The 14,448-nt window shown below is 69.0% G+C and carries 12 protein-coding genes; 7 read left to right on the top strand and 5 right to left on the bottom strand.

What is annotated here, in order from left to right; translation table 11 throughout:
- Nucleotides 1–391: 391 nt before the first annotated feature.
- Together AC0IYU_RS33900 and AC0IYU_RS33905 are read right to left on the bottom strand one after the other, a co-directional pair.
- Nucleotides 392–1,366: a Bug family tripartite tricarboxylate transporter substrate binding protein gene (locus tag AC0IYU_RS33900; RefSeq protein ID WP_435484415.1), complete on the bottom strand. Its 975-nt coding sequence runs from the start codon at nucleotides 1,364–1,366 to the stop codon at nucleotides 392–394.
- A 41-nt stretch (nucleotides 1,367–1,407) separates the two neighbouring features.
- The gene (locus AC0IYU_RS33905) at nucleotides 1,408–1,848 is read right to left on the bottom strand and encodes an OsmC family protein (protein WP_472126535.1); all 441 of its coding nucleotides are present in this window, start codon (nucleotides 1,846–1,848) and stop codon (nucleotides 1,408–1,410) included.
- 228 nt (nucleotides 1,849–2,076) lie between these two features.
- Between AC0IYU_RS33905 and AC0IYU_RS33910 the strand changes: the two genes are divergently transcribed.
- The 3 genes from AC0IYU_RS33910 to AC0IYU_RS33920 all read left to right on the top strand — a co-directional run bounded on the left by AC0IYU_RS33910 (nucleotide 2,077) and on the right by AC0IYU_RS33920 (nucleotide 5,513).
- The gene (locus AC0IYU_RS33910) at nucleotides 2,077–3,765 is read left to right on the top strand and encodes a long-chain fatty acid--CoA ligase (RefSeq protein WP_472126538.1); all 1,689 of its coding nucleotides are present in this window, start codon (nucleotides 2,077–2,079) and stop codon (nucleotides 3,763–3,765) included.
- A gap of 120 nt (nucleotides 3,766–3,885) precedes the next feature.
- Entirely contained in the window at nucleotides 3,886–4,944 is a 1,059-nt protein-coding gene (locus AC0IYU_RS33915) for a L,D-transpeptidase family protein (protein ID WP_472126541.1), read from the top strand.
- 74 nt (nucleotides 4,945–5,018) lie between these two features.
- On the top strand, nucleotides 5,019–5,513 hold the full coding sequence (locus tag AC0IYU_RS33920) for a M23 family metallopeptidase (protein ID WP_472126544.1): 495 nt from the start codon (nucleotides 5,019–5,021) through the stop codon (nucleotides 5,511–5,513).
- A gap of 19 nt (nucleotides 5,514–5,532) precedes the next feature.
- On the opposite strand, the gene AC0IYU_RS33925 is transcribed toward AC0IYU_RS33920, so the two are convergent.
- The gene (locus AC0IYU_RS33925; RefSeq protein ID WP_472126547.1) at nucleotides 5,533–8,655 is read right to left on the bottom strand and encodes an autotransporter family protein; all 3,123 of its coding nucleotides are present in this window, start codon (nucleotides 8,653–8,655) and stop codon (nucleotides 5,533–5,535) included.
- A gap of 447 nt (nucleotides 8,656–9,102) precedes the next feature.
- On the opposite strand from AC0IYU_RS33925, the gene AC0IYU_RS33930 reads away from it, so the two are divergent.
- The gene (locus tag AC0IYU_RS33930) at nucleotides 9,103–9,351 is read left to right on the top strand and encodes a GlsB/YeaQ/YmgE family stress response membrane protein (protein WP_435436438.1); all 249 of its coding nucleotides are present in this window, start codon (nucleotides 9,103–9,105) and stop codon (nucleotides 9,349–9,351) included.
- A gap of 28 nt (nucleotides 9,352–9,379) precedes the next feature.
- On the opposite strand, the gene AC0IYU_RS33935 is transcribed toward AC0IYU_RS33930, so the two are convergent.
- Nucleotides 9,380–9,859: a tetratricopeptide repeat protein gene (locus AC0IYU_RS33935; protein WP_472126550.1), complete on the bottom strand. Its 480-nt coding sequence runs from the start codon at nucleotides 9,857–9,859 to the stop codon at nucleotides 9,380–9,382.
- Between the two features lie 133 nt (nucleotides 9,860–9,992).
- Here AC0IYU_RS33935 and AC0IYU_RS33940 point away from each other — a divergent pair, with 133 nt between their 5' ends.
- Nucleotides 9,993–10,526: a thermonuclease family protein gene (locus AC0IYU_RS33940; protein WP_472126552.1), complete on the top strand. Its 534-nt coding sequence runs from the start codon at nucleotides 9,993–9,995 to the stop codon at nucleotides 10,524–10,526.
- A 55-nt stretch (nucleotides 10,527–10,581) separates the two neighbouring features.
- On the opposite strand, the gene AC0IYU_RS33945 is transcribed toward AC0IYU_RS33940, so the two are convergent.
- A complete protein-coding gene (locus AC0IYU_RS33945) occupies nucleotides 10,582–11,928 on the bottom strand; it encodes an NAD(P)/FAD-dependent oxidoreductase (protein ID WP_472126555.1) in 1,347 nt (448 codons plus the stop codon).
- Between the two features lie 156 nt (nucleotides 11,929–12,084).
- Here AC0IYU_RS33945 and egtB point away from each other — a divergent pair, with 156 nt between their 5' ends.
- Together egtB and egtD are read left to right on the top strand one after the other, a co-directional pair.
- The gene (egtB, locus tag AC0IYU_RS33950; RefSeq protein ID WP_472126558.1) at nucleotides 12,085–13,341 is read left to right on the top strand and encodes an ergothioneine biosynthesis protein EgtB; all 1,257 of its coding nucleotides are present in this window, start codon (nucleotides 12,085–12,087) and stop codon (nucleotides 13,339–13,341) included.
- Between the two features lie 2 nt (nucleotides 13,342–13,343).
- On the top strand, nucleotides 13,344–14,363 hold the full coding sequence (gene egtD, locus AC0IYU_RS33955) for an L-histidine N(alpha)-methyltransferase (protein WP_472126561.1): 1,020 nt from the start codon (nucleotides 13,344–13,346) through the stop codon (nucleotides 14,361–14,363).
- The last annotated feature ends 85 nt before the right edge of the window (nucleotides 14,364–14,448 follow it).

Here is a 14,448-nt window from a genome sequence, read left to right on the forward strand (position 1 = left end):
GCAGCTCAGAAAGGCCGTCCGGCGCCATAGGCCGGCATGAGTTCGTTTTTTGCGCATGGCGCGAGTTCCCCCGTGTTGTTTGCGTTCACCTTGGCATGCCGGGCGATGCGATTCGCCTCGGCTTGACCAAGTGCAGGGAAATGTAAACGGCGTTACGGCGCGTTCGGAGGGCCGCAGCCGAATCGTTCAGTACAACTGCGGCAAAGTTCGCGACGACACTCTCGATCCGCTGTGGGGCGCGAGCGCGTGCAAGACACCTGCGGTCGACACGACCGAGATGGCAGTGGTCGCGGCGGCCGACTTCCACTGGCTGGTGGCCGAGCATCCCGACATTCACATGGCCTTCAACTGGAGCGGCACGCGGCCCGGCCCGGCTGAGCGCCGGAAACCGTCAGTCCATCCGGGCGCCCGATGCCTTCACCGCCTGTTCCCAGCGCGGCGTCTCCGTCGCCAGGAAGCGCGCGAAGTCCTCGCTGCCCAGGAAGGCCGGGTCGGCGCCCTGGCTCACCATGCGGTCGCGCACCTCGGGGCTGGTCAGCACCTGCCTGAAGGCGTCGCTCAGTCTGGCGACCACGTCGCTGGGGGTGTTCTTGGGCGCCAGGAAGCCGTAGAAGCCCACCACCTCGAAGCCCTTCACGCCCGACTCGATCACGGTCGGCACGTCGGGCAGGGCGGGGTTGCGCTCGCGGCTGGTCACGGCCAGCGCGCGCACCTTGCCCTGCTTGTGATAGCTGGCCGCCTGCGGAATGGACTCGGCCATGAACTGCACCTGCCCGCCCATCAGGTCGGTGAAGGCCGGCGCGCTGCCGCGGTAGGGGATGTGCACCATGAACAGGCCGGTCGCGGTCTTGAACATCTCGGGCACCAGGTGGCTGATGCCGCCGTTGCCGGCCGAGCCGTAGTTGACCTGGCCCGGCCGCGCCTTGGCGTAGTCGATGAACTGCTTGAGGTTCTGCACCGGCAGTTTGGGCGTGACCAGCAGCGCCAGCGGCTGCATGGCGGTGCGCGCGATGGGCACGAAGTCGCGCTGCGTGTTGTAGGGCAGCTTGCTGTAGAGCGCCCCGTTGATCACCGCCACGCCGGTGTTGGCCAGCATGAGCGTGTAGCCGTCGGCGGGGCTCTTGGCGACCGCGTCGGCCCCCACCGAGCCGCCTGCGCCGGGCTTGTAGTCGACGATCAGCGGCTGGCCGAGCACGGCCTGCAGCTTGTCCGTGAGCAGGCGCGCATGCTGGTCGAGCGGCCCGCCGGCGGGGAAGCCGATGACGACCTTGATCGGCTTGTCGGGATAGGCCGCCAGCGCGTTCGTGGCGAGCGCACCCGTGGCGAAAGAAAGGACCGCGAGCGCGGTCCGGATGGGGGTGTTCATGATCCGTCTCCTTGTTGTGGAGAGGATCATAAGCAGCCCGCTCAGGCGGCCAGCGTGGCCTTCAGCGTGATTTCGGGCACGCTCGCCAGCGCCTTCGACAGCGGGCAGCCGGCCTTGGCGGCGGCGGCGATCTCCTGGAACCTGGCTTCGTCGAGGCCGGGCACGGCGGCATCGAGCTCGAGCTGGATGCGGTCGATCTTGAAGCCGGCGCCGTCCTTGGCCAGCCGCACGGCCGCCTTGGTGTCGATGCGCGTGGCGGCCAGGCCTGCCGCTTCCAGCGCGAACGCGAAGGCCATCGTCAGGCAGGCGGCATGTGCCGCACCCACGATTTCCTCGGGGTTGGTGCCGCGCTTGTCGTCCTCGAAGCGGCTGGCGAAGCCGTAGGGGTAGTCTTTCAGCGCGCCGGTTTCGGTGCTGACCTGGCCCTTGCCGGTCTTGCCGGCGCCTTCCCAGTGAACGCTTGCGTGCTTGTCTGCTGCCATGACGGTTCCTTCAGTCGGGTGGTGGATGAAAAGAGAGCCTCAGCTTCGCCCTTGAAGCGGCGCTTGTCTGTAGTCGCACGGCGCATGCGGCATGCCCAGCGAACGGGCCCAGTGTGAGACAAAAGAGCGTCGCCAATGTGACGCTCCGGGGGCTTCCCCGATGGGAGCCGCGGCCTCGGCGGCTTAGGCTGGCGAACTGTCCGCTCTTCTTTCCCGCCTGTTCTCACCATGCAACAACGCCCGCATCACAAGTTCTGGCCCAAACGCCTCCCGCACGCGATCACCGTCCCCGCCACCTCGCTCTGGCACAACCTGGCCACCTCGGCCGCGCGCTACCCCGACAAGCCCGCGCTGGTGTTCTTCGGCCGCGTGCTGAGCTACCGCGATTTCGCGGCGCAGGCCGAGCGCCTGGCCGGTGCGCTGCATGCACTGGGCGTGAAGCGCGGCGACCGCGTGATCCTGGACATGCAGAACTGCCCGCAGCTGGTGATCGCGCATTTCGCGATCCTGCGCGCCAACGCCGTGGTGGTGCCAGTGAACCCGATGAACCGGGCCGAGGAGCTCAAGCACTACATCACCGACCCCGACGCCAAGGTGGCCATCATCACCGGCGACCTGGCCGGCGAACTGGCCAAGGCCAGCAACGCTTTGCCACCCGAACAGCAGCTCGCGCACATGATCGTGACCCAGTTCACCGACGCCTTCGACGCCGACGTGTCCGGCGACGACGCCCCCGCACCGGCCTGGAAAGACTGGCTCACCACCCGCCACCCCCTGCCCGAGCTGGCCAACGGCAAGACGCGGGCCTGGACCGATGCGCTGGCCGCCGACCACCCGCCGCCCGAGCACGTGGTGGGCGCCAACGACATGGCGCTGCTGCCCTACACCAGCGGCACCACCGGCCTGCCCAAGGGCTGCGTGCACCACCATTCGAGCCTGATGCACAACGCGGTGGCCGGCCAGATGTGGGGCGGCTCCACGTCCGAAGCGGTGGTGCTGGCCGTGGTGCCCATGTTCCACATCACCGGCGTGGTGAGCATGATGCACACCGCCGTGCTGGCGGCGGCCACGCTGATCGTCATGCCGCGCTGGGACCGCGACGTGGCCGGGCGGCTCATTTCGCGCTGGAAGGTCACGGCTTGGACCAACATCCCGACCATGGTCATCGACCTCATGGCCAGCCCCAACTTCGCGAGCTACGACCTGTCGAGCATGAACTACATCGGCGGCGGCGGCGCCGCCATGCCGCAGGCGGTGGCGCAGCGCCTGTTCGAGCAGTACGGCCTGAAGTACCAGGAGGGCTACGGCCTCACCGAGACCGCCGCGCCGTCCCACACCAACCCGTCTGACCACCCCAAGCAGCAGTGCCTGGGCATTCCGTTCATGAGCACCGACGCCCGCGTGGTCGACCCCGACACGCTGCAGGAGATGCCCATCGGCGAATCGGGCGAGATCATCATCCATGGTCCCGAGGTGTTCCAGGGCTACTGGAAGCGCCCCGACGCCACGGCCGCCGCCTTCGTCGAGTTCGAGGGCAAGCGCTTCTTCCGCTCGGGCGACATGGGCCGCATGGACGAGGAGGGCTACTTCTTCATCACCGACCGGCTGAAACGCATGATCAACGCGAGCGGCTTCAAGGTGTGGCCGGCCGAGGTCGAGCTGCTGATGTTCCGACACCCCGCCATCCAGGAGGCCTGCGTCATCTCGACCAAGGACGACTACCGAGGCGAATCGGTCAAGGCCGTGGTGGTGCTGCGCGCCACGCACAAGGACACGACCGAGCAGCAGATCATCGACTGGTGCCGCGAGAACATGGCGGTCTACAAGATCCCGCGCAAGGTGCAGTTCGTCGATGCGCTGCCCAAGAGCGGCAGCGGCAAGGTGATGTGGCGGCTGCTGCAGGAGGCCGAGGCCTGAGCAGGGCGGCGCGATGCGTCGCCACAGCACGTGGTCCGATGTCGTGCATGCGATGACTGCCTGAGACTACAGCGCACGCGCTGGCGGGGCTGTACGGTTCGCGTTTTCACAGGAATCGCCATGCCCACCAGCCCGCAGAGCCGTACGACCGTCCCGACCCGCCGCATATTCCTCGCGACATCCTTGGCTGCGTGCGCCGCAACGGCGCCGTGGTCGGTGTGGGCCGCGGGGCCGTCGGCGAAGACAAAGCCCCGCGAGCCCGAAGCGTCCGATGCGCTGGACAAACTGAATGCGCAGAACAGCACCCCGGTGCTCGCGCAAGGTTCCAAGGGCAGCGCGGTGGTGCGCGCGCAGATCCTGCTGGACCGCGTGTGGTTCTCGCCCGGCGAGATCGACGGCGGTTTCGGCGCGAACATGCGGCGCGTGGTGTCGGCCTACCAGGAGGCCAACGGTCTCTCCGTCACCGGCAAGGTCGACGCCGCGACTTGGGGCGTGCTGACCAAGGAGGCGGCCCCCCTGTTCGAGACCTACACCATCACCGACAAGGACGTGGCAGGCCCCTTCACCCCGACACCCCGCGCCATGGCCGAGCGCGCCAAGCTCAAGTCGCTCGACTACGAGAACCTGAAGGAAGCGCTGTCGGAGCGCTTCCACATGGCACCGCGTCTTCTGGCGGACCTGAACAAGGGCTCGGGCTTCAAGGCCGGCGATTCGATCGTCGTGGTCGGTGCGGCAACCGACGCCGACGCGCGCGTGGTGGCCGCGGCCAGGTCCATCCGCATCACCAAGGCGGACCACATGCTCTTCGTGCTGGACGGCAAGGGCGTGCCGCTCGCGGGATTCCCGATCAGCATCGGCGGCCCGCTCGATCCGCTGGAAGTGGGAAAGATGAAGATCACCAACGAGGTGAAGAACCCCACGTTCACCTACAACCCGGCGATCCTGAAAAAGGGCGTGCCGGCCGATGCGCAAAAGGTCGACGTCGCGGCAGGGCCCAACAACCCGGTGGGCAACATCTGGATGGGGCTTTCCAAACCGCATTGGGGCATTCACGGCACGCCGTCGCCCGAGCGCGTCGGTCACGAAGAGACCAACGGCTGCATCCACCTGACCAACTGGAATGCGGCGCGGCTGTCGCAGCTGGCGAAGGCCGGGTTCGCCGTCGAGGTGCGGGCCTAGCCGTGCGCGGGGCGATCTTCGGGATGCGCCTGCTCGCGGCGTGCACGTCGGGCGCCTGCTTCTGGCTTGCCGGGATGGGTGTGGCATCGGCCCAGGGTGCTGCGGCCGCGCCCGAGGACGGCGCCGCGCTGCTGGCTGCGCGTGCCATCGCGATGCCCATCGACGGCGTCGCCGGGCGCGCGCTGCACGACACCTTCACCGACCGGCGCACCGGCGGCTCGCACGAGGCACTCGATATTCTTGCGCCGCGCGGCACGCCGGTTCGCGCCGTGGACGACGGAAAGCTGGTGAAGCTGTTCACCAGCGTGCCGGGCGGGCTCACGGTCTACCAGTTCGACCCGGGCGGCCGGCTGGCCTACTACTACGCCCACCTCGACCGGTACGCGGAAAACCTGCGCGAGGGAATGGCGCTGCGAAGGGGCGACGTCATCGGCTATGTCGGCACGACGGGCAATGCACCGCCCGACGTGCCGCACCTGCACTTCGCCGTCTTCGTGCTCGATGCGGACAAGCGCTGGTGGAAAGGCACGGCGATCAACCCGTATCTGGTGTTGCGGCAGTTGCCCTGACACTTGCCAGCGCACTCGCTCACCAGCGCACTTTCACGCCCAGGCTCGCCTGCAAGCCGCCCTTCGCGCGCGTGTCGCCGCCCGAGGCCCACAGCTTGCCCAGCTCCGCATACAGGCTCGTGCTTTCGGTGACTTGCAGCGTGCCGCCGGCCGCCAGCTCGGTGCTGGTGCCACCCGTGCGCGTGGCGATGTCGGTGGAGGCAGCCGGGCCGACGAAACGGGTGATGTCCGTGCCGCTGCCGCTGCGGTACACGTTGAAGCGCACATAGGGCTGCAGCAGCCCGGCGCCGGTGGCCATCTCACCCTTGAGCCGCACGCCCGCGCGCAGCAGCCAGCCGTCGTGGCTGTTCTGCTGCACCAGGGCGCCGACGATGCCGGTGTCGTCCAGGCTCACGCGCTGGTGCACCAGTTGCAGCTGCGGCTCGATGGTCCAGTTCGGCGCAATGGCGAAGGCCTGGCCGACCTCGACGGAGGCCAGCAGGCTGTCGCCCTTGCCCGAGCTGCCGAAGCTGAGGGTCGGGGACACCGTGTAGCGATGACGCCCGGCCTGCAGCACGCTGTCGACGTACGGGCCGCCGTCGTTCTTCCAGGTGGCGTACGCGCCGAAGAACTGGCTGCGCAGGTCGTTGGCGCCGACGGCGAGGTTCTGCACGCCGCTGGCGAAGCCCGTCACGCGCATGTCGCCGTCGAGCTGGCCCACGTACACGCCCACGCGCCAGTTCGGGTCGGCCCACAGGTCGGTGCCGGCCTGGAAGCCGGTGAGGCGCCCTTCGCTGGTGGGGCTGACGGTGCCGGCCTGGGAGATGGTGCGGTCGGTGCTGATGACGCGGCCCCAGGCCTGGCGGTAGCCCTGCTCCGGCGAGGCGGTGTTGGCGCCGCTCGGGCCGTCGTCGCCCACGCGCTGGTGCAGGTTGCCCAGCATCGCCAGGCTGGCCTGGCGGAACTGTTCGGGCAGCGCGGCGTAGAGCGGCACTTCGGCGCGGTAGGTGGGAACGACGATCCCCGCAGCGGCTGTGCCCGTGGTGCCCGCGCCGGCGTTGAGCGGGGTGCCGGTGCCGGTGGACGTACCTGGGTCTGCGCCAGTGGCGCCGCCTGGCGGCGCGACGGTGGTGGTCGAGCGCAGGTACCAGTTCTCGCCTGCGCCGCTGGCGTCGGCTGCGTACAGGCGGTACTCGAAGGCACCGGCATCGACGTGGCCACCCGACAGGGTGAAGGCGTTGCGGGTGGTCTGCGCCGTGGTGGTGGCGCCGTTGATGGCGCTGATCACCTCGATGCCGTTGCCGGCGGTGAGCGCGCCCAGGCCGCCCAGGTTGACGATCTGCACGTTGGTGGTGCCGCTGGCAATGGCGGTGGCGCCGCTGAGCACCAGCCGGTCGGTCACGCTGCTGCTGTTGCCCAGCACGGTGCCCAGGCGCAGCGTGCCGCCGTTGCCCACCCACGGGCCGGTCACGGTGAGCGTGGTGCCTGCCACCGCGCCCGGCAGCGACACGGTGCCGGCGTTGGTCAGCGACGCCACGGTCTGGCTGTGGCCAGCCAGGTCCAGCGTGGCGCCAGAGGCCACGTTGAAGGCGCTCGCGCTGCTGAAAGTGTTGACCACGCCGGCGCGCAAGGTGCCGGCCGCGACGTTGGTGGCGCCGCTGTTGGTGTTGGCGCCGCTTACCGTGAGCACGCCTGCGCCGGCCTTCACCAGATCGCTTGCGCCGGAGATGGGCCCCGTCCAGCTCAGGCTGTTGCCGTTGGTGTCGATGGTGCCGGTGCCGCCGAGGATCAGCGCGTTGGGCACGCTCAGGCCGTTGGCCCCGGCGATCACGCTGGCAGTGGCGCCGGGGTCGATGGCAATCGCGCCGACGAGTACAGCGCCCGGGCTCAGGGTGAGACTGTTGCCGCCGGCAGTGAATTCGACGGCCGACGCGCGGGTGACGCCGTCGCCGCCCAGCCCGCCCGAGATGGTGCCGGTGTTCGTTACCGTCAGGTTCGAGCCCAGCACACCGGCACCGCCTGCGCCGTTCGCACCGTTGGGGCCGCCGTTGTTGCCGAGCCCGCCCGCGCCGCCGGCACCGCCCGTGATGCTGCCGGTGTTGGCGATGGTGGCCGCGGTGCCCGTGGACGACAGGCCCACGCCGCCGTCGCCGCCCGCGCCCGGTGCGCCTGTGCCGGTGGCGCCACCGCCGCCGTTTCCGCCCGCGCCGCCGGCGCCGCCCGAGATCACGCCGGCGTTGTGCGCGGCAATGGTGCTGCCGACCAGCGTGAGACCGATGCCGCCCGCCCCGCCGCCGCCGCCCGATGCGTTGAGCTGGCTCGGCAGCAGGTTGGTCCCGCCGGCACCGCCCGCGCCCCCGGCAATGGTGCACAGGTTGGTGAACGCCAGCCCCTGCGTGGCCGCGTTCACGAAGAAGCCGCCGCCGCCGCTGCCGCCGCCACCGGCTTGCGAAAAGGCGTCGCCGCCGGCGCCGCCCGCACCGCCGAGGGCCGGCCCTGATGACGTGTAGCTGACCAGCGGCGCATTGAGGAGGGCGCCGTAGCCGCCCGCACCGCCGCCGCCCGCGGCCCAGTAGCCCTGGCCGCCCGCGCCGCCGGCGCCGCCCGTGTGGCTGTCGGTGGACCCGCTGAGGTTGTTGGGGATCGACGCGCCCTGGAAGCCGCCACCGCCCCCGCCGCCGTAGCCATTGCCGTTGAGCGCGTCACCGGTCTGCGACTGGCCGGCGCTGCCGTTCGCACCCTGGAACGCGCCCGGGCCGACGATGTTGCTGGTGGTGCCCGCCGCGCCGCCCGTGCCCGCCGTGGCCCCGGCGAACGTGCCGGTGTTCGCGTTGCTCCCCGCCGTGACGCCGGCGGGGGTCGACGAACCGCCGTTGCCGCCGCTCGCGTTGACGCTCGCATCGTTGAGCGCGCCGCTGCCGCCAGTGCCGTCGCTGCCGCCGGCTCCCGCATGCAGCAGCGCAACGCCCGCAGGTTGGCCGCCAGCGCCGCCTGCCGCCATGGCCGGCCCGGCGCACAGCAGTGCCGCCGCCGTGGCAATTGCACCTAAGTTGCCGCGCTTGCGGACGCTGCGGAAAGACCGCGCGTGACCGCGCGAAGCTTCGTCGATGGCCACCCCGGCGCCATGCGTGGAATTCCACAGACTTCGATAGATATTGTTCATGGCCTCAACCTGTTGCTTCGATACCTGATGGGGGCAGGCGCCCACGTGCGGCGGCATTGAAATGCGCCTCCACGTCACGTGATTTCCAGAATTCAAGTGAAAAATGTAAGTACGCGTAGGAATCGGCGGTATGCCCGATAGGCGGTACCCCCGCATGCCGTGTGCAGGTGTGTGGCGTAGCCCCGGTGCCCGGGGGGCACGCGCTTTGCCGAGTCCAACCCTGAACTGCTTCAGGGCGTAACGGATGTTTCGGCTATAGGCTCAAAGTATTACGGGTGCGAAACCCAAAGCGCTGCGCGTCGGCGCACGCGCGATGCGGCCAAGCGGCGACTTCCTACAGCGCCGCGGCAGTGCCGCACGCACCATGGAGTGCATTCGGGTGCGTGCCCGGAATGTTCGATGGTCTTGGCAGCGGAGTCCCCGCTGCTTTTTTTTCAAGGAATTTTCATGTCGCTGATCTGGACGATCATCATTGGCTTTCTGGCAGGTCTGGTCGCACGCGCGGTGTTGCCGGGGCGGCAAACGCTCGGTTTCATCTGGACCACTTTGCTGGGCATTGCGGGCTCGCTGATCGCCACCTATCTGGGTCAGGCGATGGGTTGGTACGCGGCAGGCACGGGCGCCGGGTTCATCGCGTCGGTGGTGGGCGCCATCGTGGTGCTGGTGATCTACGGAATGGTGACCAAGCGCGCCTGAGTACGCAGGGCGCCCCGCGCTCTTGCTCTTACTTGCGCGCCAGCGACTTCAGCAGCGTGCCTGCTTCCTTCTTGCCCTCCGCGCTGATGCACGGGGAGGCCGCGGCCTTGCTCAGGTAGTCGACGACCTTGCGGTGGTTCTGGTTGGGGCCTTCCCAGAGGAAGAGCCGCCCGAGTTCCAGCGCGGCATCGTCGTCGCCGCGCGCATAGGCGCGTTCGAACCAGAAGCGGGCCCAGCGGAAGTTGCCTTCGTCGCGGTAACAGATCGCCAGGTTGGCGCAGCCCGCGATGTCGCCGGCCCTGGCGGCCTTGCGGTACCAATCGCGCGCGGCCGCGGCATCCTTCTTCACGCCGATGCCATGGTCCAGAAAGTAGCCCACGCTGTTCAGCGCATGGGTCTCGCCCGCCGCCGCCGCCTTCAGGAACAGCGAGAGCGCCTTCTTGTGCGCGCCGGCATCCCATGCGTCGTTGGCCGCGAGAAACCAGTCGTCGTTGGTCGGTTCTTGCATGGTGCGGGGTCTCCTTCGAAGCACCGGCGGAAAGAAAGAGGGACAAAGGAAAAAGTCTGTGTACCGGGCGCCTGCGGTGCGCGGATGACTTAGCCTCGATCCGGCGGCCATTCTGCCTATCTCCTGCTCTTTCATGCACTTTCGCGCGCTCCCTTCCGCCTTCTGTCTTTTCAGCCTTCTGGCCTTTCCTCTCTTCTCCCAGGCCGCTCCGCGCACCTGCCTCGTCGTCGGTATCAGCGACGGCGATACGCTCACCGCCCGCTGCGGCCGCGCGGGCGCCTACGAGCGCGTGAAGGTGCGCATCGCGGCCATCGACGCACCCGAATGGTCGCAGCCCTACGGCCGGCGCAGCAAGCAGGCGCTGAGCGACATCTGCTTTCAGGTGAAGGCGCGCATCACCGAGATCGATACCGACCGCTACGGCCGCACGGTGGCCGACGTCGACTGCAACGGCGAGGACGCCGGCAGCCGCATGGTGTCCCAAGGCTGGGCCTGGGTGTACGACTACGACCGCATCGCCACCAAGCGGGGCGGCGGCTTGTTCAAGCTGCAGGACAGCGCGCGGGCGCGGCGCCTGGGCCTGTGGGCCGATGCGAAGCCCACGCCGCCCTGGGACTGGCGCAAGCACCAGCGCAACGAGCAGCCGCACTGGGGCAGCTTCTTCTGAGCGGGCGGGGCAGCGGGTTCGACAGACGCCGCCCACCCCGGGCAGCGCGTGGCCGTCAGGACTCGCTCTTGCCCTGCACGTCGGCCACCACGCGCGCATTGCGCCGGAAGCTCCAGTAGGCGCCGGCCCAGTCCATCATCACGACGATGCGGTTGCGGAACCCGATCAGGAAGTACGCGTGCGCGAACAGCCAGAACAGCCACGCGAGCCGGCCGCTGAAGCGCAGCGGGCCGAAGGGCGTGCCCAGGTCGACCACGGCCGAGTTGCGGCCGATGGTGGCCAGGTTGCCGTAGTCCGCATAGCGGAACGGCACCGTCGGCTGGCCCGCGATGCGCCGCAGGATGTTCGCGGCCGCGGCGCGCCCCATCTGCTTGGCGCCAGGGGACACGCCTGGCACCGGCCTGGGCGGCTTGCCGGGCGCATGGCTCATGGCCGCGGCCAGGTCGCCGACCACGCTGATCTCGGGGTGGCCGGCCAGGCTCAGGTCGGGCGCGACCTTGATGCGCCCGGCGCGGTCGCATTCGACGCCCGTGGCCGCGCCGAGCATGCGGCCCAGCGGCGAGGCGGCCACGCCGGCGGCCCAGACCACGCAACTGCTATCGATTCGGTAGCTGGTGACGGGCGCACCGTCTGCGCCACCACCGGTCTGCACCTCGAGCCCGGTCGGGTCGATGGCGGTCACACGCGCGTTCAGCCGCACCTCGACGCCCAGTTTTTCCAGTTGCTCCAGCGCCTTCTGGCTCAGCGATTCGGGCATGGCCTGCAGCACGCGCGGGCCGCCTTCCACCAGCAGCACCTGCGAGCTGCTCGGGTCGATGTGGCGGAACTCGCCCGACAGCGTGTGCTTGGCGATCTCGGCCAGCGTGCCGGCCATTTCCACGCCCGTGGGGCCGGCGCCGATCACCACGAAGGTGAGCAGGGCGCGGCGGCGCCCGGGGTCGGTGGTGATCTCGGCCGCCTCGAACGACAGCAGCACGCGGCGGCGGATCTCGAAGGCATCGGCCAGCGTCTTCAGCCCGGGTGCCACGCTCGCCCATTCGTCGTGCCCGAAGTAGCTGTGCGTGGCACCGGCCGCAACGACGAGGTGGTCGTAGGCCACGCGGGCGCCGTGCGCCAGGTGCACGGTGCGGGTGGCGGGATCGATGCCGCTCACTTCGCCCAGCAGCGTCGTGATGTTCGGCTGCTTGCGAAACAGCGAGCGCACCGGCGCCGCGATGGAGGGCGCGGCCAGCCCGGCGGTCGCCACCTGGTAGAGCAGGGGCTGGAACAGATGGTGGTTGGTCTTGTCGATCACCGTCACATCGACGTCGGCGTTCTGCAGCTTGCGCGCGGCTTCGAGTCCGCCGAATCCGCAGCCGACGATGACGACTTGGGGCCTGCCCGAGGGGTTGGTCGTTTGCATCCGATGGATGATACGCAGCGCGTCCTGCGCGCCCCGGCATCTTGTGCCACAGTGGCTGCCCGCCGACTTCCTGGCTGCGGACCTGCGGGGCCTTGTCCTACGCACCGCCGTAACCGGGATGGGCTACAACTTGCGGCTGACCCGACTGGAGACCCCATGACGCTTTCCCGGCCGATCACACCGGCGGCGAGCGCGCTGCGCGACAAGTTCCGCGAAGTGCGTGCCACGAGCCTGGCGCTTGCCGAACCGCTTTCCGCCGAAGACCAGTGCATCCAGTCCATGCCCGACGCGAGCCCGACCAAGTGGCACCTGGCGCACACGACGTGGTTCTTCGAGACGGTGCTGCTGCAACCGCACGCAACGGGCTACACGCCGTTCGACCTGCGTTTTCACTATCTCTTCAACTCCTACTACGAGGCGTTGGGGCCGCGCCATCCGCGCCCGCAGCGCGGCCTGCTCACGCGGCCGTCGGCGGACGAGGTGCATGCCTACCGCCGCCATGTGGACGAGGCGGTGGTGGCATTGCTGGAAACGGCAGGGCTCGACTGGGCCGCCATCGAGCCCATCGTCACGCTCGGGCTGAACCACGAGCAGCAGCACCAGGAGCTGCTGCTCACCGACATCCTGCATGCGCTGTCGTGCAACCCGCTGCTGCCGGCGTACAAGCCCGCAAGCGGCCCGGCGCTGCGGCTGGCCGCGGTGCCGCCCGCCATGCGCTGGATCGCGCAGCCCGGCGGCGTCGTCGAGGTGGGGTTCGCGGGGGGGCAGGAATTTTGTTTCGACAACGAGACGCCGCGGCACAAGGCGCTGGTGCAGCCGAACGCCATTGCCGACCGGCTGGTGAACTGCGGGGACTACGCGCAGTTCATCGCCGACGGCGGCTACCAGCGGCCCGAGCTGTGGCTGTCCGACGGCTGGGCCGCGGTGCAGGCGAACGGCTGGCGGCATCCGGCGTACTGGCTCGCGAGCAACGATCCTCGCCTGGGCCTGGGTGCGCAGTCGCAGGGCGCCGCCAGCTGGCATGTGTTCGGCCTGCACGGGGTGCGGCCCATGGAGGCCGAGGCGCCCGTCTCGCAGCTGAGCTTCTACGAGGCCGCCGCCTATGCCGAATGGGCCGGTGCGCGCCTGCCGACCGAGTTCGAATGGGAGGCCGCCTTCGACGCGCCCGGCATCACGCAGATGGCGGGGCATGTCTGGCAGTGGACACGGTCGTCGTACGACCCGTACCCCGGCTTTCGTCCCATGCCCGGTATCGCGGCCGAATACAACGGCAAGTTCATGGTGGGGCAGCTGGTGTTGCGCGGCGGCAGCGTGGCCACGCCGGCCGGGCACACGCGAGCGAGCTACCGCAACTTCTTTCCGCCGGCCGCGCGCTGGCAGTTCTCGGGGCTGCGGCTCGCGAAAGACCTTTGATCATGCGCAATCCAACTTCTTCGTCGTCTTCGGTGTCGTTCGTGCCTGCCAGCGGGCCTTCGCCAACAAAGCCGCGCGCTTCGGTTGCGGAGGCGACGGCCCCGCTGTCCGAGTTCGGGCGCGAGATGCAGGAGGGCCTGTCGCGCTCGCCGCGCAGCATCTCGCCGAAGTTCTTCTACGACGTTGCGGGGTCGCAGTTGTTCGACCGCATCTGCGACCTGCCCGAGTACTACCCGACGCGCACCGAGCTGCGCATCCTGGGCGAATGCGCGGGCGAGATCGCGCAGCAGGTCGGGCCGAATGCCGAGATCGTCGAATTCGGGGCGGGGTCGCTCACGAAGGTGCGGCTGCTGCTCGATGCGCTCGATTCGCCGAAGCGCTACCTGCCCATCGATATTTCGGGCGAGCATCTGGAGGCGGCCGCGCAACGGCTGAAGGCCGACTATCCGGCGCTCGTCGTGCAGCCCATTGCGGCGGACTACACGATGCCTTTGGTGCTGCCCGCGCCAATGGCGGGTTCCGGACGGCGGGTCGGGTTCTTTCCCGGTTCGACGATCGGGAATTTCGAGCCCGACGAGGCGCTGGCTTTTCTGCAGCTCGCGGCCCGGATGCTGCGTGGCGGCGGGCTGCTGATCGGTGTCGACCTGGTGAAGGATCCGGCGCGCTTGCATGCGGCCTACAACGATGCACAAGGGGTGACGGGGGAGTTCAACCTCAACCTGCTGCGTCGGGCGAATTCGGAGCTCGATGCCGACTTCGATGTCGACGGATTTGCGCATGCGGCGTTCTACAACGCGCCTCGGCGGCGGATCGAGATGCACCTGGTGAGCCGTCGGGCTCAGAGCGTTTCGTTGAATGGCGAACGGTTCGGGTTCGAGGAGGGGGAGACCATTCATACGGAGTACTCGCACAAGTTCACTGTCGAGGGACTGCGTGCGTTGGCTACTCGAGCGGGGTTTCGGCCTGGGGCGGTTTGGACGGATCCTGAGAGGCTCTTCAGCGTGCATTGGTTGGCTGCCTAGTTTGTTTCCCGGGGCCGGGACTCGCCCCGGCGGGCGACTTACTTTCTTTTGCTTCGCCAAAAGAAAGTAAGCAAAGAAAAGGCGA

The organism is Variovorax sp. AC103 (genome assembly GCF_979254005.1).

Coding starts and splice junctions, on each gene's coding strand:
- AC0IYU_RS33900 (WP_435484415.1), bottom strand. CDS start 1,366: ATGAACACCCCCATCCGGACCGCGCTCGCGGTCCTTTCTTTCGCCACG.
- AC0IYU_RS33905 (WP_472126535.1), bottom strand. CDS start 1,848: ATGGCAGCAGACAAGCACGCAAGCGTTCACTGGGAAGGCGCCGGCAAG.
- AC0IYU_RS33910 (WP_472126538.1), top strand. CDS start 2,077: ATGCAACAACGCCCGCATCACAAGTTCTGGCCCAAACGCCTCCCGCAC.
- AC0IYU_RS33915 (WP_472126541.1), top strand. CDS start 3,886: ATGCCCACCAGCCCGCAGAGCCGTACGACCGTCCCGACCCGCCGCATA.
- AC0IYU_RS33920 (WP_472126544.1), top strand. CDS start 5,019: ATGGGTGTGGCATCGGCCCAGGGTGCTGCGGCCGCGCCCGAGGACGGC.
- AC0IYU_RS33925 (WP_472126547.1), bottom strand. CDS start 8,655: ATGAACAATATCTATCGAAGTCTGTGGAATTCCACGCATGGCGCCGGG.
- AC0IYU_RS33930 (WP_435436438.1), top strand. CDS start 9,103: ATGTCGCTGATCTGGACGATCATCATTGGCTTTCTGGCAGGTCTGGTC.
- AC0IYU_RS33935 (WP_472126550.1), bottom strand. CDS start 9,859: ATGCAAGAACCGACCAACGACGACTGGTTTCTCGCGGCCAACGACGCA.
- AC0IYU_RS33940 (WP_472126552.1), top strand. CDS start 9,993: ATGCACTTTCGCGCGCTCCCTTCCGCCTTCTGTCTTTTCAGCCTTCTG.
- AC0IYU_RS33945 (WP_472126555.1), bottom strand. CDS start 11,928: ATGCAAACGACCAACCCCTCGGGCAGGCCCCAAGTCGTCATCGTCGGC.
- egtB (WP_472126558.1), top strand. CDS start 12,085: ATGACGCTTTCCCGGCCGATCACACCGGCGGCGAGCGCGCTGCGCGAC.
- egtD (WP_472126561.1), top strand. CDS start 13,344: ATGCGCAATCCAACTTCTTCGTCGTCTTCGGTGTCGTTCGTGCCTGCC.